A 25,435-nucleotide genomic window follows, 5' to 3' on the forward strand; every position below is an offset into this window, starting at 1 on the left:
AAAGGAGAAAACGCATGAAAGCCTTTTGGGAAAATGAACTTGTGGAAATTGCCGCCTATTACAGCGTGGCCGTTCTATGTCTTGTCTTATTTCTAACCATTTTTGAACTCGTCACCTCCTATAAAAACTGGGAAGAGATTCAGCGTGGGAACTTAGCTGTTGCCATGGCAACAGGCGGAAAGATCTTTGGGATTGCGAATGTGTTTCAGCATTCTATTGCACAGCACAATTCCCTTCTGCAAATGATTGGATGGGGCGTATACGGCTTTGTGATGCTGCTTGTCAGCTATTTCATTTTTGAATTTTTAACACCACGATTTAAAGTAGACAAAGAGATTGAGAATGATAATAGAGCGGTCGGGTTTATTTCACTCATTATTTCAGTTGGGCTGTCTTACGTAGTAGCAGCCGGCATTTAAGGAGACGACATGGAAAAGCTAGCAAAAGTTTTAATCATAGTTGCCTGCACTTTTGCGGTCATTGGTGCCGTTTACATGTTCCTGTGAAATGAAGAAGACAAAGTGAGAAAGCTGTCAGGGGTCCCTTGGCAGCTTTTATCTCATCAAAGGCGGCGAATCACATGAAGCAAATTCTGCAAAAAGACGAACTCATAAAGCGTATTGATACTTGTCTCCAAATGACTTCCCTGCCAAGAGACATATATGAACCTTATATTGCACGTCCATTTCAAACGACTGGATTTTTTGATGATTTGAGCCCTTATGTTCAAATCGATTCGAGTGGCTATATTCTCATTCAATATGAACGAGGAATCCAAATGCTGCATAAAAGAACAAAAGAAGCGGATGAAGTCATTTACTGGATTTTAGAAGACACGATCTTTCTCACAGTTTACATCGACATGATGAGGCAGTATCAAGTCGACAACATCCAGACGCATTTACCTAATGATCCGAGTATCCATCAACAGATCGTGGAGAGAGTAAATGAGTCATTCCGTGCAATCGGCGGATTATATGAACAGTGGCATCATGAAGGAAAAAGAGCATCGATCGAAACACCAGCGAAGAAATAAAGAGGTCATGGAACCAAGCTCTATTTGAAAAAAGCAAACTGCCTTAAGGAAAAGTTTGCTATAATAAAATAGTACGAAAGTTCAGGAAGGAGGGTTTTTATGCAGTCAGATAAACGTTGGCTTCTGCATTACCCGAATCAAATTCCCCACGAACTCACCATCCCAAATGAGACGTTACAATCTTACTTATTCAGCTCCGCAGAGGCTGCACCTGAGCATACAGCCATTCATTTTCTAGGAAAAAACATCACCTATGAACAGCTCCAAGAAGACGCATTGAAACTAGCTGGTCACCTGATGGAAATTGGCGTGAAAAAAGGCGACAGAGTAGCGATCATGCTGCCAAACTGTCCTCAATCGGTCATTTCTTATTATGCTGTTTTAATTGCAGGGGGCATCGTTGTTCAAACGAACCCGCTTTATACGGAGAAAGAACTGGCATATCAAATGGAGGACAGCGGCTCTAAAGTGCTGATTACATTGGATTTATTGTATCCAAAGGCCTATAAAATGAAAGCGCTGACAAGTATGGAACACTTGATCATCACCAAACTACAGGATTATTTACCATTTCCAAAAAACATTCTGTTTCCTATCGTCCAAAAAAGAAAAAATAAAATGGTCATCCAAGTCGAGAAAAGTGATAGCATTCATCACTTCTCACAAATCATGAAAGAATCATCAGGAGAACAAATCCCGCAGCTTGCCATTGAACCGAAAGAGGATGTCGCTGTTTTGCAATATACAGGTGGAACGACCGGTTTACCAAAAGGGGTCATGCTTACGCATGAAAACATTTTAGCGAATACTGAAATGTGCGCTTCTTGGATGTATAAAACGACAAGAGGAAAAGAACGAATCCTCGGCATTATTCCGTTTTTTCATGTATACGGAATGACGACCGTATTAAATCTTGCTGTCAAAGAAGGGCATTCAATGATTCTCCTTCCTCGATTTGACGCAGCTGATACCCTCAAAACGATTGAAAAACAGAAACCGACACTCTTTCCAGGTGCACCAACCATGTATATCGCCTTGCTGCATCATCCGAACATTGAAAAGTATGACCTGTCGTCCATCACTGCATGTTTAAGCGGCTCGGCGGCTCTTCCTGTTGAAGTCAAACAGAACTTCGAAAAATTAACAGGAGGGCGTTTAGTAGAGGGATATGGTCTTTCCGAAACCTCACCAGTGACCCATTCTAACTTTTTATGGGGAGCGAATAAAACAGGCAGCATTGGCTGTCCATGGCCTGGTACAGACGCAGGTATTTATTGCGAGGAAACGGGTGGCTTCAAAGAGCCATATGAGCACGGAGAAATTATCGTCAAAGGACCGCAGATTATGAAAGGATACTGGAATCAGCCAGAGGAGACAGCAGCTGTATTAAGGGATGGATGGTTTTTCACCGGAGATATTGGGTATATGGATGAAGACGGTTTTTTCTATATCGTTGACCGGAAAAAGGATGTCATTATTGCGAGCGGTTATAATATTTACCCAAGAGAGGTCGAAGAAGCCCTTTATGAGCATGAGCTTGTACAAGAAGTTGTTGTCGCAGGTATACCAGACCCTTATAGAGGAGAAACAGTAAAAGCATTTGTTGTACCGAAAAAGGATGCTTATTTAACAGAGGATGAACTCGATCGCTTTGTGAGAACGAGAATTGCTTCATTTAAAGTACCGCGCGTGTATGAATTTAAAGAGTCACTGCCTAAAACGGCCGTCGGAAAAATTTTGCGCAGAGTATTAATTGAAGAAGAAAAAAGAAAGCATGCTTCATCTGAAACACCTGTTGATCAATTAAAGAAATAACGACCTTTATCATCCGGTCGAGCGGCCGGATGATTTGAATGATGACAGTCTGCTCTGGTATGATAAAGGTTGAAAAGAAAGAAGAAGATCTCTTGACAAATCAGCCGTTTCTTTTTAACATAAAGTTATGAATGAATGCTCATTCAATTTAGAAAGGGACGAAGCACATTGAAGCAGAAAAGACCGAAGTACATGCAAATTATTGATGCAGCAGTTGTGGTGATTGCAGAGAATGGCTATCATCAATCACAAGTTTCAAAGATTGCGAAACAAGCAGGGGTCGCAGACGGAACCATTTATCTTTATTTCAAAAACAAAGAGGATATTCTCATCTCATTGTTCAAAGAAAAAATGGGACAATTCATCGAACGGATGGAAACAGATATTCAAAAGAAGCCGTCTGCCAAAGAAAAGCTACTACTGTTGATTGAGGAGCATTTTCGCATGCTGGCGCAAAATCATCATTTGGCTCTTGTGACACAGCTTGAACTCAGGCAGTCAAACCTTGAGCTGCGGCAAAAAATCAATGAAGTGCTAAAAGGGTATTTAAATATGCTCGAGTCAATTTTAACAGAAGGAAAGAAAACAGGAGAATTCAGACAAAATTTAGATGTCCGCTTAGCGAGACAAATGGTATTTGGGACGATTGATGAAACCGCAACAACATGGGTTATGAATGATCAAAAGTATGATCTGCCTGCACTCGCAGAAAATGTACATGATCTGCTGTTAAACGGAATACATCAATCCTAAAGACAATGTGAAAAAGGATGATTGACATGGAAAAGATACTCAGCTTACATCATGAAGGACAGACAGCGCTCATCACGATTCAGAACCCACCTGCAAATGCCTTATCCTCTCAGCTGCTCACAGAGCTTAATGACATGTTCGATGAGCTAGAACAGAATGAAGAAGTAAGAGCGATTGTGATTCACGGAGAAGGCAGATTCTTCTCAGCAGGTGCTGATATTAAAGAATTTACCACTTTACAGGAAGAGTCTGATTATGCAAGCCTCGCAGATAGAGGACAGCAAGTTTTTGAACGGATTGAACAATGTCCAAAACCAGTCATTGCCTCGATTCACGGAGCAGCATTAGGCGGAGGCCTTGAGCTTGCCATGTCTTGTGATATCCGAATCGCAACAAAAGATGCGAAGCTTGGACTTCCAGAACTAAACCTCGGCATTATTCCAGGATTCGGCGGCACGCAGCGCCTCCCGCGCTACGTTGGTTCTGCTAAAGCGCTTGAAATGATGGGAACAGCTGAACCGATTACAGGTGAAGAAGCATTTGCCTGCGGACTTGTTACAAAGCTGGCAGAAACAGAGGAAGAAGCGCTCACAGCGGCTAAAACACTTGCGGGGAAATTTGCAGCGAAAAGCCCAAAATCTCTTGAATATGTGCTTGATTTATTGAACGCAACAAAATTGTATTCATATGACGGCGGAATGAAGCTGGAAGCCAAGAAATTTGGTGAGGTTTTCCAATCAAATGACGCCAAAGAAGGCATCCAGGCCTTTATCGAAAAGCGCAAACCGAACTTTAAAGGGGAATAAGGGATAAGTACGACACAAGGGGGAGAAATAGATGAATATATATGTTTTGATGAAGCGTACGTTTGACACGGAAGAGAAAATTTCTATTCAGTCTGGTGCAATTCAAGAAGATGGAGCAGAGTTCATTATTAATCCTTATGACGAGTATGCCATTGAAGAAGCCATTCAGCTTCGCGATGAGCACGGAGGAGAAGTGACCGTTGTGACAGTTGGCGGTGAGGATGCGGAGAAACAGCTGAGAACAGCACTTGCTATGGGCTGTGACAGGGCCGTCTTATTAAACGTCGAAGATGACCTAGAAGAGTGGGACCAATATTCAGCTTCTACCATTCTTTATCACTATTTAAAAGACAAAGAGGCTTCCTTAATCTTAGCAGGGAATGTAGCAATTGACGGCGGCTCTGGACAGGTAGCCCCGCGTCTTGCTGAATTACTCGGCTTTTCATATGTGACAACGATAACAAGCATTCAAATTGATGGCGGCTCTGCGTCGATTGAACGAGATGTAGAGGGTGATGTGGAAGTCATTTCTACCGAACTACCGCTAGTCGTCACAGCTCAGCAAGGACTCAATGAGCCTCGCTATCCATCATTACCAGGCATTATGAAGGCAAAGAAAAAGCCTTTAGAAGAATTGGAACTTGATGATTTAGATCTGGACGAAGACGATGTACCATATAAAATCAAAACAATTGAACGTTTCTTACCGGAGAAAAAAGAGGGTGGCAAGGTGCTGAGCGGCGAGCTTCAGGATCAAGTCAAAGAACTGACAGATCTACTCAGAAATGAAGCAAAAGTCATCTAAACATCCACTTTACGATATCACGAGAACAAGGGGGAGCTTGAAGATGAGTAAAAAAGTTGTTGTACTTGGAGAAAGTCGTGACGGTAAATTAAGAAATGTGACATTTGAAGCCATTGCTGCCGCTCACAAAGTGGCAGATGGCGGTGAGGTCATTGGCGTGTTAATAGGGGATGACGTCAAAAGCCTAGCGGATGAACTGCTTTACTATGGAGCAGATCATGTCATGATTGTGGAGCATCCGCACCTTTCATATTATACATCAGATGGTTTTGCGCAGGCTCTTCAAGCCATATTAGATCAGGTCGATCCAGATGCTGTGCTCTTTGGCCATACGTCTATCGGAAAAGACTTGTCGCCTAAAATAGCCGCACGTCTCCAGACTGGCTTGATTTCAGATGCGATCGATGTAAGCGTTACCGGTGAACATCTTGTTTTCACTAGACCGATTTACTCTGGAAAAGCCTTCGAAAAAGTCATTTCCACAGACCGCCTGCTTCTAGCGACCATCCGGCCAAACAACGTGGCGCCATTTGAGCGGGATGCGTCACGAGGCGGAGAAGTCACACCGGTTTCTGTCGATATTCAGAACCTTCGGACGATCGTGAAGGAAGTCATTAAAAAAACGTCAGAAGGTGTAGATTTATCGGAAGCAAAGGTCATTGTTGCTGGAGGACGCGGTGTTAAGAGCAAGGAAGGCTTTGAACCGCTGAATGAACTCGCTGAGACGCTCGGGGCAGCAGTCGGAGCCTCGCGTGGCGCCTGTGACGCCGATTACTGTGATTATGCCCTGCAAATTGGTCAAACGGGAAAAGTCGTCACACCTGATCTTTATATTGCATGCGGGATATCAGGAGCGATTCAGCATTTAGCGGGAATGTCTAACAGTAAAGTCATTGTGGCGATCAACAAAGACCCAGAAGCAGAAATCTTCAAAATCGCCGATTACGGAATCGTCGGTGACTTGTTTGAAGTGGTACCGCTTTTGAATGAAGAGTTAAAAAAGATGAATATCCACTCGTAACGCTCATACACTCAGAATGCCTAGGTATTCTGGGTTTTTTTGTATGTAATCAAGAAGAAAAGGAGCGGTTGACAAGTGAAGGGGACAGTAAAAGTCAATGACGTGATCGGACGCATTTCTAAACACATTTATGGGCACTTTCAGGAGCATTTAGGAAGAGGGATTTATGACGGGATTTGGGTAGGAAAAGACTCAGAGATTGACCATATTGACGGGATTCGTACTGATGTGCTGAAGGCGCTTCAAGCATTACATATTCCGGTGCTGAGGTGGCCGGGGGGCTGTTTCGCAGACGAGTATCACTGGGCAAATGGTGTAGGTGATCTCAGTGAACGAAAGCCAATGGTAAATACCCATTGGGGTGGTACGGTTGAATCCAATGCATTTGGTACACATGAATTTATGGCATTGTGTGAGCTGCTTGAATGTGAGCCATACATTTGCGGCAATGTGGGAAGCGGGTCTGTTCAAGAATTAGCCGATTGGGTCGAATACATGACATTTCCAAAAGGGACACCTATGTCCGACTGGCGCATTCAAAATGGAAAACAAGACCCTTGGCAGCTGACCTATGTTGGTGTAGGCAATGAAAGCTGGGGCTGCGGCGGGAATATGACGCCTGAATACTATGCAGATTTATATAAACGCTATCAAACGTACGTAAGAGAATTTGCCGGGCAGCGTATTTATAAAATCGCCTGCGGCGCGAACTCTAATGACGTGAATTGGACGAAAGTATTGATGGAGCGGGCTGCACCGTGGATGGATGGGCTCAGTTTACATTATTACACTGTACCTGGTACATGGGAGAAGAAAGGGTCAGCGACTGAATTTGATGAGGATGAATGGTTTATCACGCTGAAAAAAGCCTATGAGATGGAACGGCTTGTCGAGGACCATGGAGAAATCATGGATCGTTATGACCCAGACAAGCGAATTGGGATGATTATTGATGAATGGGGGACATGGTATGACCCAGAGCCAGGGACAAATCCTGGGTTTTTATATCAGCAAAACACACTAAGAGATGCCCTTGTGTCCGCCCTCCATTTTCATATTTTTCATCGTCATTGTCAGCGGATTCATATGGCAAATATTGCTCAGACGGTCAATGTGTTGCAAGCGATGGTATTAACAAAGGACGAAAAGATGCTTCTGACGCCTACGTATCATGTATTTCACATGTTTCAAGTACATCAAGAGGAAGAAGCTCTTGAGGTTGAGTTCGTTTCACCGCCGTATGAACGAAAAGGTGAAAAAATTCCTCAGGTCAGTGTGTCAGCCTCACGTTCATCAGGTAAGATGCATATTAGCTACTGTCACCTGAATCCGCATGAACAAAAAGAGGTATCCCTTGCCATTGAAGGGATTGATGCACAAACGAAAGTCACTGGACTTGTGCTGACGGCTGATCGCATGAATGCGCATAATACATTTGAAGATCCTCATTCTGTTCAGCCAAAAGACTTTCAGCAAATGACTGTAAATCCCGGGGAATTAACGGTAGAGCTGCCGCCAATGTCAGTGGTCATGATAACTGTCGACCTCACTTGATTGCATATTTCGATGTTTGATGAGAAGAATGTTGGGGCATCATACATTGTAAATGAAGCGGAAAGGGTGTCATGTCATATGCTTAGAACCATTCTAATGATCATCGGTGCGATTGTTGTTATTGGTGCGATTATACGGTTTGTTTTTTAATTCATTTCCTAAAAAATGATTCGTAAGCATTTCATTCGCAAGTCACATTGGTAGATGCTATACTAAAAAGCATAATTTACATTGGAGGAATGAATAATGGCAATCGTAAAAGCTACTGACGCAACATTTTCACAAGAAACTGCAGAAGGTGTTGTTCTTGCAGACTTTTGGGCACCATGGTGTGGACCTTGTAAAATGATTGCTCCAGTTCTTGAAGAACTTGATCAAGAAATGGGCGACAAAATGAAAATTGTAAAAATTGATGTAGACGATAACCAAGAAACTGCTGGTAAATACGGCGTTATGAGTATCCCAACACTTCTTGTTTTAAAAGACGGTGAAGTTGTAGAAACTTCTGTTGGTTTCAAACCAAAAGAAGCACTTGCTGAGCTTGTCAACAAACATCTATAAACCGATCTATGTCTAAGCGGCATAATCATATTGAAGCGGTTCTCGTAAAGACGAGAGCCGCTTTTCTTTCAACATGGTATAAAACAAATGTTCGTGATACACTAGAAGGAGTGAAAGAGGAAAACAAGGACGGATGAAAATATGAACAAACTAATCAAAGAAAAACTGTCAGTCCTGCCGGATCAACCAGGCTGTTACTTAATGAAAGATAGACAAAATACGATCATTTACGTGGGAAAGGCAAAGGTTTTAAAAAACAGGGTGCGCTCTTATTTCACTGGATCACATGACGCCAAAACGCAGCGGCTTGTCAGTGAAATTGAAGACTTTGAATACATTGTCACCTCTTCTAATATCGAGGCGCTCATTTTAGAGCTGAATTTAATCAAAAAATATGACCCAAAATACAATGTCATGCTCAAGGATGACAAGACGTATCCATTTATAAAAATTACGAATGAACGCCACCCTAAGCTGATCGTCACCCGCAATGTAAAAAAGGACAAAGGGAAATATTTCGGTCCATACCCAAACGTACAAGCAGCAAGAGAAACGAAAAAGCTGCTCGATCGCTTATATCCACTGAGAAAATGCGCCACTCTTCCTGACCGTGTCTGCCTTTATTATCATCTTGGGCAATGTCTTGCACCATGTGTGTATGACATTTCCGAGGAAACGAATAAGCAGCTCGTGGACGAAATCACAAGGTTTCTAAACGGAGGACATCAGCAAATCAAAAAAGAACTGACCGAAAAGATGCAGGAAGCTGCTGAAAATTTAGAGTTTGAACGGGCAAAAGAACTGAGAGACCAAATCGCTTATATCGACTCAACGATGGAAAAACAGAAAATGACGATGAGTGATTTATCAGATCGAGATGTCTTCGCCTATGCCTATGATAAAGGCTGGATGTGTGTCCAAGTTTTCTTTATCAGACAGGGGAAATTGATTGAACGTGATGTCAGCCTGTTCCCTATGTATCAGGACCCTGAGGAAGAGTTCCTTACGTTTATGGGGCAATTTTATGAAAAGAACAACCATTTTCTGCCGAAGGAAATTTTGGTACCGGACAGTGTCGATCAAGAGATGATTGAGCAATTACTTGAGACAAACGTTCACCAGCCGAAAAAAGGAAAGAAAAAGGATTTACTTTTACTTGCCCATCAAAATGCCAAAATCGCCTTAAAAGAAAAGTTTTCGCTCATTGAGCGTGATGAAGAGCGGACAATTGGTGCGGTGAAGCAGCTTGGGGATGCGCTTAATATTTATATGCCGTACAGAATTGAGGCGTTTGATAACTCCAATATTCAAGGAGCAGACCCGGTTTCTGCCATGGTCGTCTTTCAGGACGGGAAGCCATATAAAAAGGAATACCGAAAATACAAAATTAAAACCGTCTCAGGACCAGATGATTATGCATCCATGCGTGAAGTCATTAGAAGACGATATACCCGCGTGTTAAAGGATGAACTGCCGCTGCCAGATTTAATTTTAATTGACGGAGGAAAAGGACAGATCAACGCAGCCATCGATGTGCTTGAAAATGAATTGAATCTGTCTGTCCCAGTCGCAGGTCTTGTAAAAGATGAAAAACACCGGACTTCAAATCTCATGATGGGAGATACACTTGAAATGGTTGCGCTGGAGCGAAATAGCCAGGCTTTTTACTTGTTGCAGCGCATTCAAGATGAAGTGCACCGGTTCGCCATTAGCTTTCACCGGCAGCTGCGCGGAAAAAATGCATTCCAGTCTATTTTAGACGATGTACCAGGTATCGGAGAGAAGCGTAAAAAGCAGCTCCTCAAACATTTTGGCTCTGTGAAAAAGATGAAAGAAGCCTCTATCCAAGACTTTCAGGAGGCGGGCATTCCAAAACAGACGGCTGAACTTTTAATGGAAGCATTAAAAAAATAGATTGTACTTTTTCCAAAAGTCTGTTAAGATGTGACTAATTTAATAAATGAACGTGTTGTTTGTTGAAGATAGAGGTGCGAACTTCAAGAGTAAGCCTTCGGAGATCGATGGGATCTAAGAAGAGGGCTGAAAGGGGAGCGTCGCCGAAGTGAATAAAATCCACTCATTTTATTCGCTGGCTGTACATTGAAGAAATGTAGGGCTGTCAAGAATTCATTTCTTGGAGGGCTATCTCATTGTTTGCATCGTTTAATGATGATTTTAAAGCAATGGGAGATTTGTTCTCTCATTGCTTTTTTATTTGCAGTGAGCGGACAGTCTCCAAAGCAGCCTCTTCTCTCACACGTGAACTTTTGAAAAAGGGTGGTAGACATGGGACTAATTGTACAAAAATTTGGCGGAACTTCCGTTGGGTCAACAGAAAAAATTCGCAATGCCGCAGAGAGAGTGATCGCTGAACGCGAGGCAGGACATGATGTGGTTGTGGTTGTATCAGCGATGGGTAAATCAACAGATGTTCTAGTAGACCTAGCGAAAGAACTTACAGACGATCCAAGCAAAAGAGAAATGGATATGCTGCTCGCAACTGGTGAACAGGTGACCATTTCATTATTAGCGATGGCGCTCCAAGCAAGAGGCTATGATGCCATTTCCTTTACAGGCTGGCAGGCTGGTATGAAAACAGAGCATGTACACGGAAATGCAAGAATCGTGGACATTGATGAAGCAAGAATAAAAGAGGAATTAAGTGCGGGGAAAGTCGTTGTTGTGGCAGGCTTCCAAGGAATTGCAGATGACTTACATATCACAACACTTGGACGCGGAGGATCAGATACGACTGCTGTGGCACTGGCTGCCGCCCTAAAAGCTGATAAATGTGATATTTACACAGATGTACCAGGTGTGTTTACGACAGATCCGCGTTATGTACCATCTGCGCGGAAACTTGCAGGTATTTCATACGATGAGATGCTTGAGCTGGCTAATTTAGGAGCTGGGGTCCTGCATCCAAGAGCTGTTGAATTTGCGAAAAATTATCAAGTCCCGTTAGAAGTCCGTTCTAGTATTGAAAATGAATCGGGTACGTTAATTGAGGAGGAATCATCCATGGAACAAAATTTAGTCGTCAGAGGCATTGCGTTTGAAGATCAGATTACACGTGTGACAGTGTGCGGGCTTTCAAGCGGTCTAACAACATTATCGACCATTTTTACGACGCTTGCGAAACAGAATATCAATGTTGATATCATCATTCAGTCTGTCACAAGCACCAATCAGACGTCGATCTCTTTCTCTGTGAAAACGGATGATTTGTCCAAAACAGTTGAAGTATTAGAAGAATATAAAGGGGCGCTTGGCTACGAGCAGATTGAGACAGAAAGCAAATTAGCGAAAGTATCCATCGTGGGATCTGGAATGGTCTCTAACCCAGGCGTAGCCGCTGAAATGTTCGCTGTGTTAGCGCAAAAAGATATTCAAGTGAAAATGGTCAGTACGTCTGAAATTAAAGTCTCAACGGTGGTCGGCCGTGATGATATGGTCAAAGCGGTTGAAGCGCTACATGATGCGTTTGATTTATCAAAGGTGAGAGCAGCTGCTCACTCTTAAAAAGGTAAAGAGGTGACCTCATGAAAGAGGATCGCCTCTTTTTTCTATATGGAATCGGCTGAAACGGACGTAAACCCATTCATTAAGTATGCTATGATAGATGTAGACAGATAAAAAAGGCGTGACCTGAAGTCCGCGCCTTTTACCAAGAGGATTAGCTAGGGTCTCTTAAATCCCATTTAACGGTTAAAATGACTTTCTCAGCACGCTTTTTCACTTGTTCATAGGATTCAGCCACGTGCTCATTTAGAAGCTGAATTTGTTCAGCAATAAAACCCGCTTCCATCTGAAAGCATGGCTCCTTTTGATAGGTGAGTCGATTGGATACTAGTGGACCTTCGAGCTCAAACTCAATTTCCTGTTTTTTCGAATGGACCATTGTGAGAGTCCCCCATCCGGCATCATGGAAAAATTCGGGGATCTTTTCCCATGACTCTTGAGGAAATTTACGAGCAAGCAGTTTACCCGCAAAATACATCATAGATGAATGGTCCTGACCAAGAATATCTGGCAGCAGAACTTCGCGTATCAGCTCGTAGGCAAATCCATTGACTTCAATTTCTTTTAGCTGTTCTAAGTTAGATTCGAATTTATTCATTGTACGGCTCCCCTCTTTCAACAATTTATTATAGCTTATGTGGGCATATGATGACAGAGTTTTCCCTGAAGTCTAAGAAATTCTTATTGTAATAAAACGAATTTTGATTTAAAACTTTTAAATTTCGGAAAATTTTAATTTATGTACGCGGTTTCTTGACGCTTTTTTGACATAGGAGTAAAATGAAATTGTCAATAAATTTGAATAAAGTGCTTACAATTGAAAGAAGCGGGGGTAAGACAATTTTCAAGCAATTGCACTTTTTTTACTAGGGGGTAAAGTAATGTCGGGGAACAAAGAATTTTTTTATCGGAGATTGCATTCTTTGCTTGGCGTCATTCCGGTCGGTCTATTTTTAGTACAGCACTTAGTGATTAACCACTTTGCGACGGATGGACCAGAAGCGTTTAACAAAGCTGCACACTTTATGGAACAGCTTCCTTTCAGATATGCACTTGAGCTGTTCGTGATTTTCTTACCACTGATCTATCATGCTGTTTATGGGGTGTACATAGCCTTTACGGCACAAAACAACACGTCTCGCTTCAGTTACTTAAGAAACTGGTTGTTCAGACTGCAAAGGGTTTCAGGTATCATCACATTGATTTTTATCACTTGGCACGTATGGGAAACACGCATTCAAGCTCAACTTGGAGCTGAAGTCAACTACGACATGATGGCGAATATTTTAAGCTCTCCATTTATGCTAGGTTTCTATATTGTCGGCGTTTTATCTACTATTTTCCACTTTGCTAATGGCTTGTGGTCATTTGCTGTCAGCTGGGGAATTACGGTTTCACCACGCTCACAAAGAATCTCCACATTTGTGACATTAGGTATATTTATAGCGCTTTCATATGTAGGGCTAAGAGCAATTTTCGCTTTTGTTTAAGAGGAAATAGATTAGTAGAAGAGGGAGAGGGGCTACAATGAGTAATTCTAGCATCATCGTTGTCGGAGGCGGCTTAGCTGGTCTCATGGCAACTATTAAAGCAGCAGAAGCGGGAACAGCTGTTCAACTATTTTCAATCGTACCTGTGAAACGTTCGCATTCTGTATGTGCACAGGGCGGAATCAACGGAGCGGTCAATACAAAAGGTGAAGGGGATTCACCTTATGAGCATTTTGATGACACGGTATACGGCGGAGATTTCTTAGCCAACCAGCCGCCAGTAAAGGCAATGTGTGAAGCAGCGCCGTCCATTATCCACTTACTTGATCGTATGGGTGTTATGTTTAATAGAACACCAGAGGGATTATTGGACTTCCGCCGCTTCGGGGGAACACAGCACCACCGTACAGCGTTTGCTGGAGCTACAACAGGCCAGCAGCTATTATACGCACTGGATGAGCAGGTTCGCCGCTATGAAGTAGCAGGACTTGTCACAAAATATGAAGGCTGGGAATTCCTTGGCGCTGTTTTAGATGACGAGGAAGTATGCCGCGGGATTGTCGCACAGAACTTAACGACAATGGAAATTCAATCCTTCCGTTCAGATGCGGTTATCATGGCAACAGGCGGCCCTGGAATCGTGTTCGGTAAATCAACGAACTCCATGATTAACACTGGATCTGCTGCATCTATCGTTTATCAGCAAGGTGCGCATTATGCAAATGGAGAATTCATTCAAATTCACCCGACAGCGATTCCAGGAGATGACAAGCTTCGTCTCATGAGTGAATCAGCTCGTGGTGAGGGCGGACGAGTTTGGACATATAAAGACGGGAAGCCTTGGTACTTCCTTGAAGAAAAATACCCAGCATACGGGAACCTTGTACCGCGTGACATCGCAACGCGTGAAATCTTTGACGTATGTGTCGAGCAAAAGCTTGGCATCAACGGAGAGAACATGGTATATCTCGATCTTTCTCATAAAGATCCTAAAGAGCTTGATATTAAGCTTGGCGGAATCATTGAAATCTATGAAAAATTCATGGGTGATGACCCGCGTAAGCTGCCGATGAAAATCTTCCCTGCTGTTCATTACTCAATGGGCGGATTATGGGTCGATTATGATCAAATGACGAATATCAAAGGTCTGTTCGCTGCCGGAGAATGTGATTACTCGATGCACGGCGGAAACAGGCTTGGTGCAAACTCACTTCTTTCTGCGATTTACGGCGGAATGGTCGCTGGACCAAATGCGGTGAAGTACATTAGCGGTCTTGAGAAGTCTGCGGAAGACCTTTCTTCTGCAACATTTGACAGTGCCGTGAAGAAAGAGCAGGAGAAATGGGACAACATCCTCAGCATGGATGGTACAGAAAATGCGTACGTGCTTCATAAAGAGCTTGGAGAATGGATGACGGATAACGTTACAGTGGTTCGTTACAATGACAAACTCTTAAAAACAGATCAGAAGATCGAAGAACTAATGGAGCGCTACAAGAAGATCAACATCAACGATACCGCATCATGGAGCAACCAAGGCGCTGCCTTCACGCGTCAGCTTGACAACATGCTTCAGCTGGCAAGAGTCATTACGATCGGGGCATATAACCGGAATGAAAGCCGAGGCGCACACTATAAACCGGAATTCCCAGAAAGAAACGATGAAGAATTCCTTAAAACAACGATGGCTACGTTCAAAGGGGAAAATCAAAAGCCTGCATTCCACTATGAGGACGTCGATGTATCGTTAATTGCACCTCGTAAACGAGATTACTCGAAGAAAAAGGTGGAGAAATAAGATGAGTGAAAAAAACACAATTCATTTCATAATCACACGTCAAGATACAGCAGATGGAAAGTCTTATGATGAGGAATTCGAAATCCCTTACCGTCCGAATATGAACGTCATTTCTGCACTCATGGAAATTAGACGTAACCCGGTTAATAAACAAGGTGAAAAAACAACGGCGATCAACTGGGATATGAACTGTCTTGAAGAGGTGTGCGGAGCTTGCTCTATGGTCATTAATGGAAAACCGCGCCAGTCATGTACAGCACTAATTGACCAGTTAGATCAGCCGATTCGTCTCCAGCCGATGAAGACATTCCCGGTCGTGAGAGACTTGCAGGTTGATAGAAGCCGTATGTTCAACTCCTTGAAAAAAGTAAAAGCATGGGTGCCGATCGATGGCACATATGATCTTGGACCTGGACCAAGAATGCCTGAGAAAAAACGTCAATGGGCGTATGAGCTTTCTAAATGTATGACTTGTGGTGTCTGCCTTGAAGCTTGTCCAAACGTGAATGATAAGTCTTCCTTTATGGGCCCTGCACCGCTTTCACAAGTACGTCTATTTAACGCACATCCGACAGGTGCGATGAATAAGTCTGACCGTCTAGAAGAAATTATGGGTGACGGCGGTCTTGCGAACTGCGGGAACTCTCAAAACTGTGTGCAGGCTTGTCCGAAAGGAATCCCGCTGACAACGTCAATTGCAGCACTTAACCGAGATACAACATTACAAGCTTTCCGTAACTTCTTCGGAAGCGATCACGCAGAATAACATCACATTCAGTCCTCTTTGCCAATCATGATGAGTGTTTACAAGAGGCTGGGTGGAACACAAAATAAACGCCTCTTCCAATATTGGGAGAGGCGTTTATTGATGAATAAGGAGATGATAAAGTGAGACTTCCGTCATATATTGAGGAACCGTTTGAAGAGTGGAGGGCATCTTTTCGATTTTATGTCGAAACGACTGTCCGTTTTTCAGAAACGGATATGTTCGGCCATATGAACAATGTCACCCCATTTGTGTATTTTGAAGAAGCACGGATTGCCTTTTTTCAAAAAACAGGAGTTGTGGATAAACGAATGAAACGTGTGAAAGAGACGATTACAGTCGTGGCAAACCTGCAATGTGATTACATCAAACAGGTGGAGATAGGGGAGCGGCTTCGTGTGTATGTAAAGCCGGAAAAAGTTGGGTCAAGCTCACTTATTCTTCATTATTTAGGAGAAAACGAGCAGCAGGAACCATGCTTTACAGGCTCAGTCACCATGGTCCAAATTAATAAAGAAACAGGCGCGCCTGTCCCATTTACAGAGGAAGAAAAAGAGACATTTCAAGCTCAGCGAAATGGGTAGTATGCAGCCTCATCAACGTGTAAGCTTCATTTTGTTATAATAAAAAGACCATATCAAGAAGAAACAAAAGGAGAACACATGAAGATTTTTCAATATGACACCATTGATAGTACAAATAATGAAGCGAAAAGGCTCATTCAGCAAGGAGAAAAACCTTCATTTGCTGTCTATGCACATCAGCAGACAGCAGGAAGAGGCAGGCTAGGTAGGCCGTGGGAAACGCCTGCAGGAAATGTCGCTGTGACCATGACAGTTTTACCGCCAGAAGAACTCTCCACCCAGTCAACGATTGCTCCGCTGACGGCACTAGCGATCTACGATGTACTTAAACCTCTCATAAGGGCTGAGGATCAGCTGGCGATTAAATGGCCAAACGATATTCTCATCAATGAAGCAAAGGTATCAGGCACATTGATTGAAGCGGACCGTACCGCTATTTATATCGGGGTTGGCATTAATGTGAAGACAAAGCCAGAGCATGTTCCGTATAAAACCATTTGCCTATCAGAGCTTACAGAGGTGAAATCGGATCAGCTTGTGAAGGAACTTGCAGCCGCTTTTGAAAAATATCATACACGCTGGAAGAATGAAGGGTTTGAAGCACTCACTGCCCTCTACAACAAACGGTTATATCGTCTTCATAAACCGCTGCGGATTTCGTTAGACCGTGAAAAACAAACATGGGAAGAGGGTATTTGCTGCGGGGTCAACCACAACGGTCATCTCCAGCTAAAAGATGAGAAAGGGCAGATAAAAGCTCATTCGGCCGGAGATATAGATGCACCGCTACAGAATTAAAAAAAGCAGACGAGAACATCGTCTGCTTTAAGCTTCTCTTTTAATCTGAGGCTGAATCACATAGTCTTGTTTTGTGAAGACAACTCCGTCTAGAATTTCTCTTGCCGTTCGAATGACTTTGACTCTGTTTTGAGAGATGTCAATTTCCGTTTGCATAATACCAGCAGGATGCCCAATACGAAGAGTGTCATCTTTTCCTTGAAACAGCTGAGAAGGAAGCGTTTCATCTAAGAAACAGCTGGCTGTCACGCAAACAGAGCCGGTAATGGCAAGTGCTTGGTGCGGTCGTTGCATCGATAGCATACGAACGATAATGTCCATATCTTCTGCTCGTCTCAAGATGCCATTTGTATCTACATAGTCAGCAGGCTCACTAATGAGCGCAAGCTTTGGAACAGCTGGAGACTGTAATGTGGCCATTTCTTTTGGTGCAAAATGACACATTTCAGCAGCGAGAGAACGAATTTCTTCTAAATCATCCAGTAATTCGTCTGTAAACTCTTCAGGCAATTCAGTTCCTTTTAATTGAATATCTTTGGCACGAATAAAGGCAATTGGATTTGCAATGTCAACGATCGAGATTGGAATTTCCCCAAACTTCGTTTGAATCGTATCAATTTTGTTTCCAGTCGGAAAGGTTTTACCTGTGACAGCGCCTTCAGGTTTCTCAAAGGATAAATAAATGGGAGAACCAGTTCCTTTTACTCCTGGAATTTCTGCCTGTCCTTCAAATTTCACTTCTCCATTTTCAACTTCGACCTCTGCCGTAATGACTTTATTTGTATTGGTATTGAGGATACGTACAGTTGTAATGGGCTCAACCGCTTGAACAAGTCCTTTAATGATCGCATACGGCCCAACGGCTGATGAGATGTTCCCGCAGTTTCCTTTAAAGTCGACATATCTCTCATTAATGCTGACTTGTGCAAATGTATAGTTCACATCCACATCCGGGCGTGTGGCTTTATCGATAATGGCCACTTTGCTTGTTAAAGAATTACCGCCGCCGATTCCATCGACCTGCAGCCGGTCAGGGCTGCCCATAATGTCTAATAGAAACGCTTCGAGCTCATCGTGTTCATATGGTGCATTGTTTGCGTGAATGAATACTCCTTTGCTTGTACCGCCTCGCATGATTGTGATTGGAACTTTTCTCATTACTCTCACCCTCAATTTTTAATAAACTGTTTATCTAACCAAAATGGTAAAGTATAATAAGAAATAAGTTAAATACATTATTTTAAGAGAAATCAATAAAATTATTTTATAATTAGTAAAAAAGGAGGACAAACAATGGATGAAAAAGATTGGCGGTTTTTAAAGGTACTTTATGAAGAAAAGAACATCACAAAAGCGGCAGAAAAATTATTTGTCTCTCAGCCTGCCTTAAGCTATCGTTTGAAACAGCTTGAAGAGGAGTTTGATATGAAGCTTTTCTTTAAAAGAAAACGAGGAATTGAATTTACATCAGAGGGCGAATACTTGGCTAAATATGCAAATGACATGCTCAAACAGCTGCAGCAAACAAAAGATGGCATGCTCAATATGCAAAAAAAGGTCAAAGGAACGATCCGGTTAGGGGTCTCAAGTAACTTTGCCCAGTATAAACTGCCAGAAATATTAAAAGAATTTTCTAAGCAGTATCCACATGTTCAATTTATGGTCAACACAGGCTGGAGCACAAAGGTAATGGATTTATTAGGAACATCAAGTGTGCATTTAGGGATTTTAAGAGGCGATTATGACTGGAATGGAGAGCGTTTTTTGCTCGATAAAGAGCGTCTTTGCATCATTTCAAAATCAGAAATCCAGCTAAAGGATCTCCCGAATCTGCCGCTCATTGACTATCATACAGACAGTTCATTGAAACGGCTGATTAACAGATGGTGGCAGGAAACATTCACAATGCCTCCGCTTGTCACAATGGAGACAGACCGTCAGGATACATCAAAAGAGATGGTGAAGCATGGTTTAGGCTATGCCATTGTCCCAGAAATTTGCCTCAGACCAAGTGATGAGTTATTTGTAAAAGGTCTTTCGTATAAAGATGGACAGCCTGTATTAAGAGATACATGGCTCATGTACCAGCCAGACTCACTTCATTTGTCTGTTGTGAAAGCGTTCATTGAGTTTTTAAGAAATCAGCAAGGTTGATTATAAAAGAAATTTATTGAATATACGAAAAAATCGATATTTTCATTATAAAAAAAGCTATTATATCCTTGAAATAGAAAGCGCTAACATGTAGATCGCAAGTGCAAGGGGGCGCTTGCAGATCATGTAAAGAAGAGGATGGAGGGATATAAAGTGCTAGCTATTTTAGGGATCTTGATGGTCTTGACATTTACATTTCTCATTATGACTAAACGTATGCATCCGGTGGTGGCTCTAACCGTTGTACCTATCATATTTGCATTGATCGGTGGCTTTAACAAAGGATTAGGGGACATGATGCTTGATGGACTGAAAACTGTTGCACCATCAGCTGCTTTATTGTTATTTGCGATTTTATTCTTCGGTGTCATGCTGGATGCTGGATTGTTTGATCCTCTGATTAAACTCATTCTACGTATTGTAAAAGGTGATCCTGTCAAAATTGCTTTTGGGGTAGCGATTTTGTCTATGCTTGTTGCTTTAGATGGTGACGGAACAACAACGTATATGATTACCGTATCAGCTATGCTGCCACTTTTCTTAAGAATTGGGATGAACCCATTAATTTTAGGAACAATTTCATTATTATCATTAGGAATTATGAGCGGAATGACGCCATGGGGCGGCCCAGCTACTCGTGCCATCGCGGCGCTTGGATTAGATGCAGGCGAATTTTTCATTCCATTACTCCCAACGATGGTTGGAGGCGGTCTTTTTATACTTTTTACTGCTTATATTCTTGGGAAAAAAGAAAGAAAACGAATTGGGATTGCAGAAATTCAGTACAAAGAAGAGCCGTCCATTTCTCCTGAATTGGCTGCGTCAATTGAGGATGGAGTAGCCGATATCAAAAGGCCGAATCTGATTTGGATTAACTTCTTCCTTACAATTGCTGTCATGGTCACACTAGTCATGGATATCATCCCAATTCCTGTACTTTTCTTAATTGGATTTGTCATCGCTCTCATGATTAACTATCCAAAGGTTGAAGATCAGCGTGAGCGAATTTTATCTCATGCAGGAAACGCATTAACGGTTATCACACTTGTATTTGCAGCAGGAATTTTCACAGGGATCTTCTCAGGAACAAAGATGGTTGAGGCCATTGCCCATTTGGTCATTTACATGATTCCAGATTCCTACAGCTCATTTTTCCCGCTAATTGTGGCTTTGACGAGTATGCCATTTACATTTATTCTTTCAAATGATGCTTACTATTTCGGGGTGCTGCCAATCTTGGCTGAAGCCGGCGCAGCTTACGGGATTGATCCGGTGGAGATTGCACGTGCTTCTATCATAGGACAGCCTGTCCACTTACTGAGCCCACTTGTGGCTTCAACGCTGCTGCTTGTTGGTATGCTGAACAAAGATATTGGTGATTTGCAAAAATACGCACTCCTATGGACCGTGTTAACTGCCCTTTTTACAACACTTATTGCATTGTTAACAGGCGCCATTACAATCTTTTAAATACCACGTAAAAAAGGACGATGTCTCGGTGAGGAGACTCGTCCTTTTTTGCGTGGCTGAAAGCGCAGTAAATTGGACGCTGATATGCGGGATTTCTTGATTTTAACGTCACCTACCTCAGGTACCCGGCATATGATATCTCGACTATACAGAATCCCATTCTATAGAGACTAGAGCTCTCACCTTAGCAAGGAGGGTTACAATACTTGAAGGAGAAAGAGTTTCAATCCAAGCCGCTATTAACCAAAAGAGAAAGAGAAGTATTCGAATTGCTCGTCCAAGATAAAACAACAAAAGAGATTGCAAGCGAGCTTTTTATTAGCGAAAAGACTGTTCGAAATCATATTTCGAATGCCATGCAAAAGCTAGGAGTTAAAGGCCGCTCACAGGCCGTAGTCGAGCTTCTGCGTATGGGTGAGCTAGAGCTCTAAAGTCAGCCGGTTTTCCTTCCATATCGGGAAGGAACCGGTTATTTCTATATGGTTTCCATGAGTCTCTTCTTGCATTTTCTTTGAAAAACGAGGAAAATAGACATGTACGTTTTAATCAAAGTGAGATGCTATAGTGAGGTATCAATAAAATGGAAACGAATGAGTCTGGCCATGTTGCAGAGATTGAAAAATCATTGCGCCACATTGCTGCAATTATTAAGCAAAAAGGCAGAGAAATCCTGAATCAATATACGATTACACCTCCACAATTCATCGGGCTTCAGTGGCTTTATGAATTTGGAGATATGACAATAGGTGAGCTGTCACAAAAGATGTATTTGGCTTGCAGCACAACCACTGATTTAATTGATAGAATGGAAAAAAGTGAACTTGTCGAACGGGTGAAAGATCCATCTGATCGCCGCGTGGTTCGCATTCATTTATTGCCTGAAGGCGAGAGGATCATTCAAGAAGTGATTGCTAAACGCCAAGAATACGTCAGTGAACTTCTAGGGGCTTTCTCAGAAGAAGAAGCCATCGTTTTCAACCAATCCTTAACGAAACTACAGCAGCAAATGAAAAGAAAATGAGGCGATTTTGTTGGATCAACCAATCGGCGTCATTGATTCCGGCGTCGGCGGTTTAACCGTTGCAAAGGAAATCATGAGACAACTGCCAAAAGAAAACATCATTTATGTAGGCGATACAAAACGATGTCCATATGGCCCTCGTAAAGAAGAAGAAGTTCTTCAATATACATGGGAAATGGCGCACTACTTATTAAAACATCACCATATTAAAATGCTCGTCATTGCGTGCAACACAGCAACGGCGATCGCACTGGACGAAATCAAAGCAACGCTTGATATTCCGGTCATTGGCGTGATTCAGCCCGGCGCCCGTACAGCGATCAAGGTGACAAACAATCAGCACATTGGCGTTATTGGCACAGTCAATACGATCAAAAGCGAGGCATACAAAGAAGCGCTGCTGTCACTAAAAGCAGGTCTAACGGTTCAAAGCCTGGCGTGTCCGCTCCTTGTCCCATTTGTGGAAAGCGGTACTTTTTTAGATCAGACAGCAGAGGCAGTGGTGAAAGACTCCCTTGAACCAATGAAAGAAACAGGGATTGATACACTTATTCTGGGCTGCACACACTATCCGATTTTAAAAGAGCCGATTCAGCGCTTTATGGGCAGTGAAGTAAACATCATTTCATCAGGGGATGAGACAGCGAGAGAAGCGAGTACGATTCTCTCATATAAAGGGCTGTTAAATACCTCTAAAGAAGCACCTGTCCATACATTTTACACAACAGGACAGCAGCAAAATTTCCAAAACATCGCTCGTGACTGGTTTGGCTACCTGCCAGGAAAGGTCGAAACCGTGTCACTTGAACACATCTATCAGCAATAACCCCTTCTACTTGAAGCGGGTTATTTTTTTATGAAAAGGGTCTAATCCTCTGATGGAGCTCGTATACATAGTAGTACAAACTACTAGAGGAGGGTGAAGTATGCTGAAAAAAGGATCTACAGCAGCTGTTACGTGTATCGCGTCAGCCATGCTTTTGTCAGGATGCGGATTGTTTCAAACAGACCAAGCGAAAACAGAGATTGATCCACCACAAAACGTCACATATGTGAAAGAAAATAAAGAAGATAAACAAACAGCCAAAGAAGGAAAAGAAGAGAAGCAGGCAGATACGGTGATGAGAGAATTATATTTAATTGATAAAAACGGGTATGTCGTATCTCAATCCATTCCGCTGCCGAAAAATGAAGGAAGTGCCAAACAAACCCTTGAATATCTCGTGGACGGGGGACCTATTTCTAACTTAATGCCGAATGGATTCAGAGCAGTGTTGCCTGCGGACACGAGCGTATCTGTCGATATTAAAGATGGAACGGCGATTGTGGATTTTTCAAATGAATTTAAAAACTATAAAAAAGAAGACGAACAGCGAATCCTGCAATCTGTTACTTGGACGTTAACGCAGTTTGATTCCATAGCAAAAGTCAAATTGAAGATGAATGGACATGAATTAAAAGAAATGCCTGTGAACGGTACACCCATCTCAGATGATTTAAGCAGAGAAGACGGGATTAATATCCAGCACGAGGCTGCCGCTGATATGACTTCAACAAAGCCTGTAACTGTCTACTATTTAGCTGAATCTGATGAACAGACATACTACGTTCCGGTCACCACAAGAGCACCAAAAGACGAGGATGATCCGATTATAGCAGCAATTGATGAGCTCGTTTCCGGACCAAGCAAAAAAAGCCATCTGCTTACAGACTTTGACCAAGATGTGAAGCTGAATGATGTACCAAAAGTAAAAGATGGACATGTGACACTTGATTTCAACGAATCCATTTTTGGCAGTGCGGATGAAAAGAAAAAGGTCATTTCACAAAAAGTTCTTGATAGCATTGTGCTCACATTAACCGAGCTGCCGGACGTCAAAAGCGTATCTGTTAAGGTCAACGGCAAGGCTGAGCTTGTGAACGAAAAAGGAGCAGAGCTCACAAAGCCGGTTTCACGACCAGAACAAGTGAATACAGGTAGTTTTTAACGTCACACATTGATATAATGGAGAAAAAGAGGCATGCATATTCGCTGCCTCTTTTTTATTCCGAGCGGTTAGAACAAGCCGAGGTTGTCAAAGTTAGTAGGAGAACCCCGCTGGCATACGCGCGGAATGTATATCGTAACGGAGGTAAAACATGAGATTAGATGAAAGACAATATGACGAATTGAGAAAAATTGAAATAGAGGCAGGCTACATCACGCACCCAGAAGGCTCTGTCTTAATCTCAGCGGGAAATACGAAGGTGATTTGTAACGCATCGATCGAAGACCGCGTACCTCCTTTTTTAAGAGGAGAAGGAAAAGGCTGGATTACAGCAGAATATAGCATGCTTCCAAGAGCAACTGCACAAAGAACGATAAGAGAATCATCTAAAGGAAAAGTCACAGGACGTACGATGGAGATTCAGCGTTTAATTGGACGAGCACTCCGAGCAGTCGTTGACTTAGAAAAGCTTGGCGAACGCACGATTTGGATTGATTGTGATGTCATTCAAGCAGACGGCGGTACACGCACAGCGTCCATCACAGGTGCTTTTGTTGCCATGACACTCGCGATTCAAAAGCTGCGAGCTGAAGGAGTCATCAAAGAAAACCCGATTACTGATTATTTAGCGGCAATATCCGTCGGAATTGATTCTCAGCAAGGTCTTCTGTTAGATTTAAACTATGAAGAAGATTCTTCTGCTGAAGTAGATATGAATGTCATCATGACAGGCGCTGGACGTTTTGTTGAACTTCAAGGAACAGGTGAAGAAGCGACATTCTCAAGAGAACAGCTAAATGGACTGCTTGATTTAGCCGAAAAGGGCATCAAAGAATTAATCGAAAAGCAAAAAGCAGTAACAGGAGAAGTCATCGAATAAAGAGAAGGGTTTGATCAGGATGAAAACAGCCATCATTGCAACGCACAATGCGGGCAAAGCGAAAGAATTCAAAGCCATTCTTGAGCCAAAAGGATTCACGGTCAAAACACTAGCAGACATTGGCTTTACTGAAGAGATTGAAGAAACAGGACAAACCTTCGAAGAAAATGCCATCATCAAAGCGGAGGCCATTCAAGCCAAAGCAGGTGAAATGGTCATTGCAGACGATTCCGGTCTGTCGATTGATTATCTAGGCGGGAAACCTGGCGTGTATTCAGCGAGATACGCAGGTGAGCATAAAGATGATGCGGAGAATGTGGAAAAAGTGCTGAGCGAACTTCAAGGCATTGAAAAAGAAGACCGCACAGCCAGATTCAGATGTGCCCTTGCTGTCAGCATACCGGGAAAAGAAACAAAAACGGTAGAAGGATCAGTAGAAGGCTTCATTGCAGAAAAACCAATCGGCGAAAATGGCTTCGGATACGACCCAATTTTCATCGTCAAAGACAAAGACCAGACGATGGCCGAGTTATCACCAGAGGAGAAAAACAAGATCAGCCATCGAGCGGTCGCGCTTCAAAAGCTTTCATCACTGCTAGACGCAAATGAATAA

The 25,435-nt window shown here is 42.6% G+C and carries 26 protein-coding genes and 1 riboswitch; of the genes, 24 read left to right on the forward strand and 2 right to left on the reverse strand.

Going from position 1 to position 25,435, the window contains the following annotated elements; genetic code table 11:
• Nucleotides 1-14: 14 nt before the first annotated feature.
• The 11 genes from C9414_RS05840 to C9414_RS05890 all read left to right on the forward strand — a co-directional run bounded on the left by C9414_RS05840 (nucleotide 15) and on the right by C9414_RS05890 (nucleotide 11,873).
• Complete coding sequence (locus C9414_RS05840) at nucleotides 15-419, forward strand: DUF350 domain-containing protein (RefSeq protein WP_008345990.1); 405 nt, start codon at nucleotides 15-17, stop codon at nucleotides 417-419.
• A 161-nt stretch (nucleotides 420-580) separates the two neighbouring features.
• Nucleotides 581-1,036 carry an immunity 63 family protein gene (locus C9414_RS05845; protein WP_107163496.1) on the forward strand — a complete coding sequence of 152 codons (456 nt, stop codon included), beginning with the start codon at nucleotides 581-583 and terminating at the stop codon, nucleotides 1,034-1,036.
• Between the two features lie 99 nt (nucleotides 1,037-1,135).
• Entirely contained in the window at nucleotides 1,136-2,851 is a 1,716-nt protein-coding gene (locus tag C9414_RS05850; RefSeq protein ID WP_107163253.1) for an AMP-binding protein, read from the forward strand.
• Nucleotides 2,852-3,019: 168 nt separating this feature from the next.
• The gene (locus C9414_RS05855) at nucleotides 3,020-3,604 is read left to right on the forward strand and encodes a fatty acid metabolism transcriptional regulator FadR (protein ID WP_024423221.1); all 585 of its coding nucleotides are present in this window, start codon (nucleotides 3,020-3,022) and stop codon (nucleotides 3,602-3,604) included.
• Nucleotides 3,605-3,630: 26 nt separating this feature from the next.
• On the forward strand, nucleotides 3,631-4,410 hold the full coding sequence (locus C9414_RS05860) for an enoyl-CoA hydratase (RefSeq protein ID WP_024423220.1): 780 nt from the start codon (nucleotides 3,631-3,633) through the stop codon (nucleotides 4,408-4,410).
• Between the two features lie 31 nt (nucleotides 4,411-4,441).
• Complete coding sequence (locus tag C9414_RS05865) at nucleotides 4,442-5,215, forward strand: electron transfer flavoprotein subunit beta/FixA family protein (protein WP_107163254.1); 774 nt, start codon at nucleotides 4,442-4,444, stop codon at nucleotides 5,213-5,215.
• A 43-nt stretch (nucleotides 5,216-5,258) separates the two neighbouring features.
• Entirely contained in the window at nucleotides 5,259-6,236 is a 978-nt protein-coding gene (locus C9414_RS05870; protein ID WP_024423218.1) for an electron transfer flavoprotein subunit alpha/FixB family protein, read from the forward strand.
• 75 nt (nucleotides 6,237-6,311) lie between these two features.
• Nucleotides 6,312-7,790, forward strand: a complete 1,479-nt coding sequence (locus tag C9414_RS05875; RefSeq protein WP_107163255.1) for an alpha-N-arabinofuranosidase — start codon at nucleotides 6,312-6,314, stop codon at nucleotides 7,788-7,790.
• A gap of 246 nt (nucleotides 7,791-8,036) precedes the next feature.
• On the forward strand, nucleotides 8,037-8,351 hold the full coding sequence (gene trxA, locus C9414_RS05880) for a thioredoxin (RefSeq protein ID WP_007501629.1): 315 nt from the start codon (nucleotides 8,037-8,039) through the stop codon (nucleotides 8,349-8,351).
• Between the two features lie 141 nt (nucleotides 8,352-8,492).
• Nucleotides 8,493-10,265 carry an excinuclease ABC subunit UvrC gene (uvrC, locus tag C9414_RS05885; RefSeq protein ID WP_107163256.1) on the forward strand — a complete coding sequence of 591 codons (1,773 nt, stop codon included), beginning with the start codon at nucleotides 8,493-8,495 and terminating at the stop codon, nucleotides 10,263-10,265.
• A 61-nt stretch (nucleotides 10,266-10,326) separates the two neighbouring features.
• Nucleotides 10,327-10,504: riboswitch (Lysine riboswitch) on the forward strand.
• A 133-nt stretch (nucleotides 10,505-10,637) separates the two neighbouring features.
• Entirely contained in the window at nucleotides 10,638-11,873 is a 1,236-nt protein-coding gene (locus C9414_RS05890) for an aspartate kinase (RefSeq protein WP_107163257.1), read from the forward strand.
• Between the two features lie 154 nt (nucleotides 11,874-12,027).
• On the opposite strand, the gene C9414_RS05895 is transcribed toward C9414_RS05890, so the two are convergent.
• Entirely contained in the window at nucleotides 12,028-12,471 is a 444-nt protein-coding gene (locus C9414_RS05895) for a YslB family protein (RefSeq protein ID WP_024423214.1), read from the reverse strand.
• A gap of 283 nt (nucleotides 12,472-12,754) precedes the next feature.
• Here C9414_RS05895 and C9414_RS05900 point away from each other — a divergent pair, with 283 nt between their 5' ends.
• The 5 genes from C9414_RS05900 (at nucleotide 12,755) to C9414_RS05920 (ending at nucleotide 17,309) form a co-directional block, all read left to right on the forward strand.
• The gene (locus C9414_RS05900) at nucleotides 12,755-13,363 is read left to right on the forward strand and encodes a succinate dehydrogenase cytochrome b558 subunit (RefSeq protein ID WP_039180486.1); all 609 of its coding nucleotides are present in this window, start codon (nucleotides 12,755-12,757) and stop codon (nucleotides 13,361-13,363) included.
• Between the two features lie 37 nt (nucleotides 13,364-13,400).
• The gene (gene sdhA, locus C9414_RS05905; RefSeq protein ID WP_107163258.1) at nucleotides 13,401-15,161 is read left to right on the forward strand and encodes a succinate dehydrogenase flavoprotein subunit; all 1,761 of its coding nucleotides are present in this window, start codon (nucleotides 13,401-13,403) and stop codon (nucleotides 15,159-15,161) included.
• Between the two features lies 1 nt (nucleotide 15,162).
• Nucleotides 15,163-15,927, forward strand: coding sequence for a succinate dehydrogenase iron-sulfur subunit (gene sdhB / locus C9414_RS05910; RefSeq protein ID WP_024427169.1), 765 nt, complete (start codon nucleotides 15,163-15,165; stop codon nucleotides 15,925-15,927).
• Nucleotides 15,928-16,049: 122 nt separating this feature from the next.
• Nucleotides 16,050-16,511 (forward strand): acyl-CoA thioesterase, encoded by a 462-nt coding sequence (locus C9414_RS05915; RefSeq protein ID WP_107163259.1) that lies wholly within the window; start codon nucleotides 16,050-16,052, stop codon nucleotides 16,509-16,511.
• A 78-nt stretch (nucleotides 16,512-16,589) separates the two neighbouring features.
• Nucleotides 16,590-17,309, forward strand: coding sequence for a biotin--[acetyl-CoA-carboxylase] ligase (locus C9414_RS05920; RefSeq protein ID WP_107163260.1), 720 nt, complete (start codon nucleotides 16,590-16,592; stop codon nucleotides 17,307-17,309).
• 27 nt (nucleotides 17,310-17,336) lie between these two features.
• Here C9414_RS05920 and C9414_RS05925 read toward each other — a convergent pair whose 3' ends face one another.
• Nucleotides 17,337-18,467, reverse strand: a complete 1,131-nt coding sequence (locus tag C9414_RS05925; RefSeq protein ID WP_107163261.1) for a 2-methylaconitate cis-trans isomerase PrpF family protein — start codon at nucleotides 18,465-18,467, stop codon at nucleotides 17,337-17,339.
• Nucleotides 18,468-18,602: 135 nt separating this feature from the next.
• Between C9414_RS05925 and C9414_RS05930 the strand changes: the two genes are divergently transcribed.
• The 8 genes from C9414_RS05930 (at nucleotide 18,603) to C9414_RS05965 (ending at nucleotide 25,435) form a co-directional block, all read left to right on the forward strand.
• Entirely contained in the window at nucleotides 18,603-19,463 is an 861-nt protein-coding gene (locus C9414_RS05930) for a LysR family transcriptional regulator (protein ID WP_024423208.1), read from the forward strand.
• Nucleotides 19,464-19,616: 153 nt separating this feature from the next.
• Nucleotides 19,617-20,933, forward strand: coding sequence for a CitMHS family transporter (locus C9414_RS05935; RefSeq protein ID WP_107163497.1), 1,317 nt, complete (start codon nucleotides 19,617-19,619; stop codon nucleotides 20,931-20,933).
• Between the two features lie 206 nt (nucleotides 20,934-21,139).
• Nucleotides 21,140-21,364, forward strand: coding sequence for a spore germination transcription factor GerE (gerE, locus tag C9414_RS05940; protein WP_003184172.1), 225 nt, complete (start codon nucleotides 21,140-21,142; stop codon nucleotides 21,362-21,364).
• A gap of 149 nt (nucleotides 21,365-21,513) precedes the next feature.
• The gene (locus C9414_RS05945) at nucleotides 21,514-21,954 is read left to right on the forward strand and encodes a MarR family winged helix-turn-helix transcriptional regulator (RefSeq protein WP_024423206.1); all 441 of its coding nucleotides are present in this window, start codon (nucleotides 21,514-21,516) and stop codon (nucleotides 21,952-21,954) included.
• Between the two features lie 7 nt (nucleotides 21,955-21,961).
• Nucleotides 21,962-22,780, forward strand: coding sequence for a glutamate racemase (racE, locus tag C9414_RS05950; RefSeq protein WP_099663515.1), 819 nt, complete (start codon nucleotides 21,962-21,964; stop codon nucleotides 22,778-22,780).
• A 100-nt stretch (nucleotides 22,781-22,880) separates the two neighbouring features.
• Nucleotides 22,881-23,942 carry a GerMN domain-containing protein gene (locus C9414_RS05955; protein WP_041086511.1) on the forward strand — a complete coding sequence of 354 codons (1,062 nt, stop codon included), beginning with the start codon at nucleotides 22,881-22,883 and terminating at the stop codon, nucleotides 23,940-23,942.
• 151 nt (nucleotides 23,943-24,093) lie between these two features.
• The gene (rph, locus tag C9414_RS05960; protein ID WP_024427165.1) at nucleotides 24,094-24,822 is read left to right on the forward strand and encodes a ribonuclease PH; all 729 of its coding nucleotides are present in this window, start codon (nucleotides 24,094-24,096) and stop codon (nucleotides 24,820-24,822) included.
• A gap of 10 nt (nucleotides 24,823-24,832) precedes the next feature.
• Complete coding sequence (locus C9414_RS05965) at nucleotides 24,833-25,435, forward strand: XTP/dITP diphosphatase (protein ID WP_162860205.1); 603 nt, start codon at nucleotides 24,833-24,835, stop codon at nucleotides 25,433-25,435.

Origin of the sequence: Bacillus sp. Nf3, assembly GCF_003028545.1 — a bacterium.
In the GTDB taxonomy this organism is placed as follows: Bacteria; Bacillota; Bacilli; order Bacillales; family Bacillaceae; genus Bacillus; species Bacillus safensis.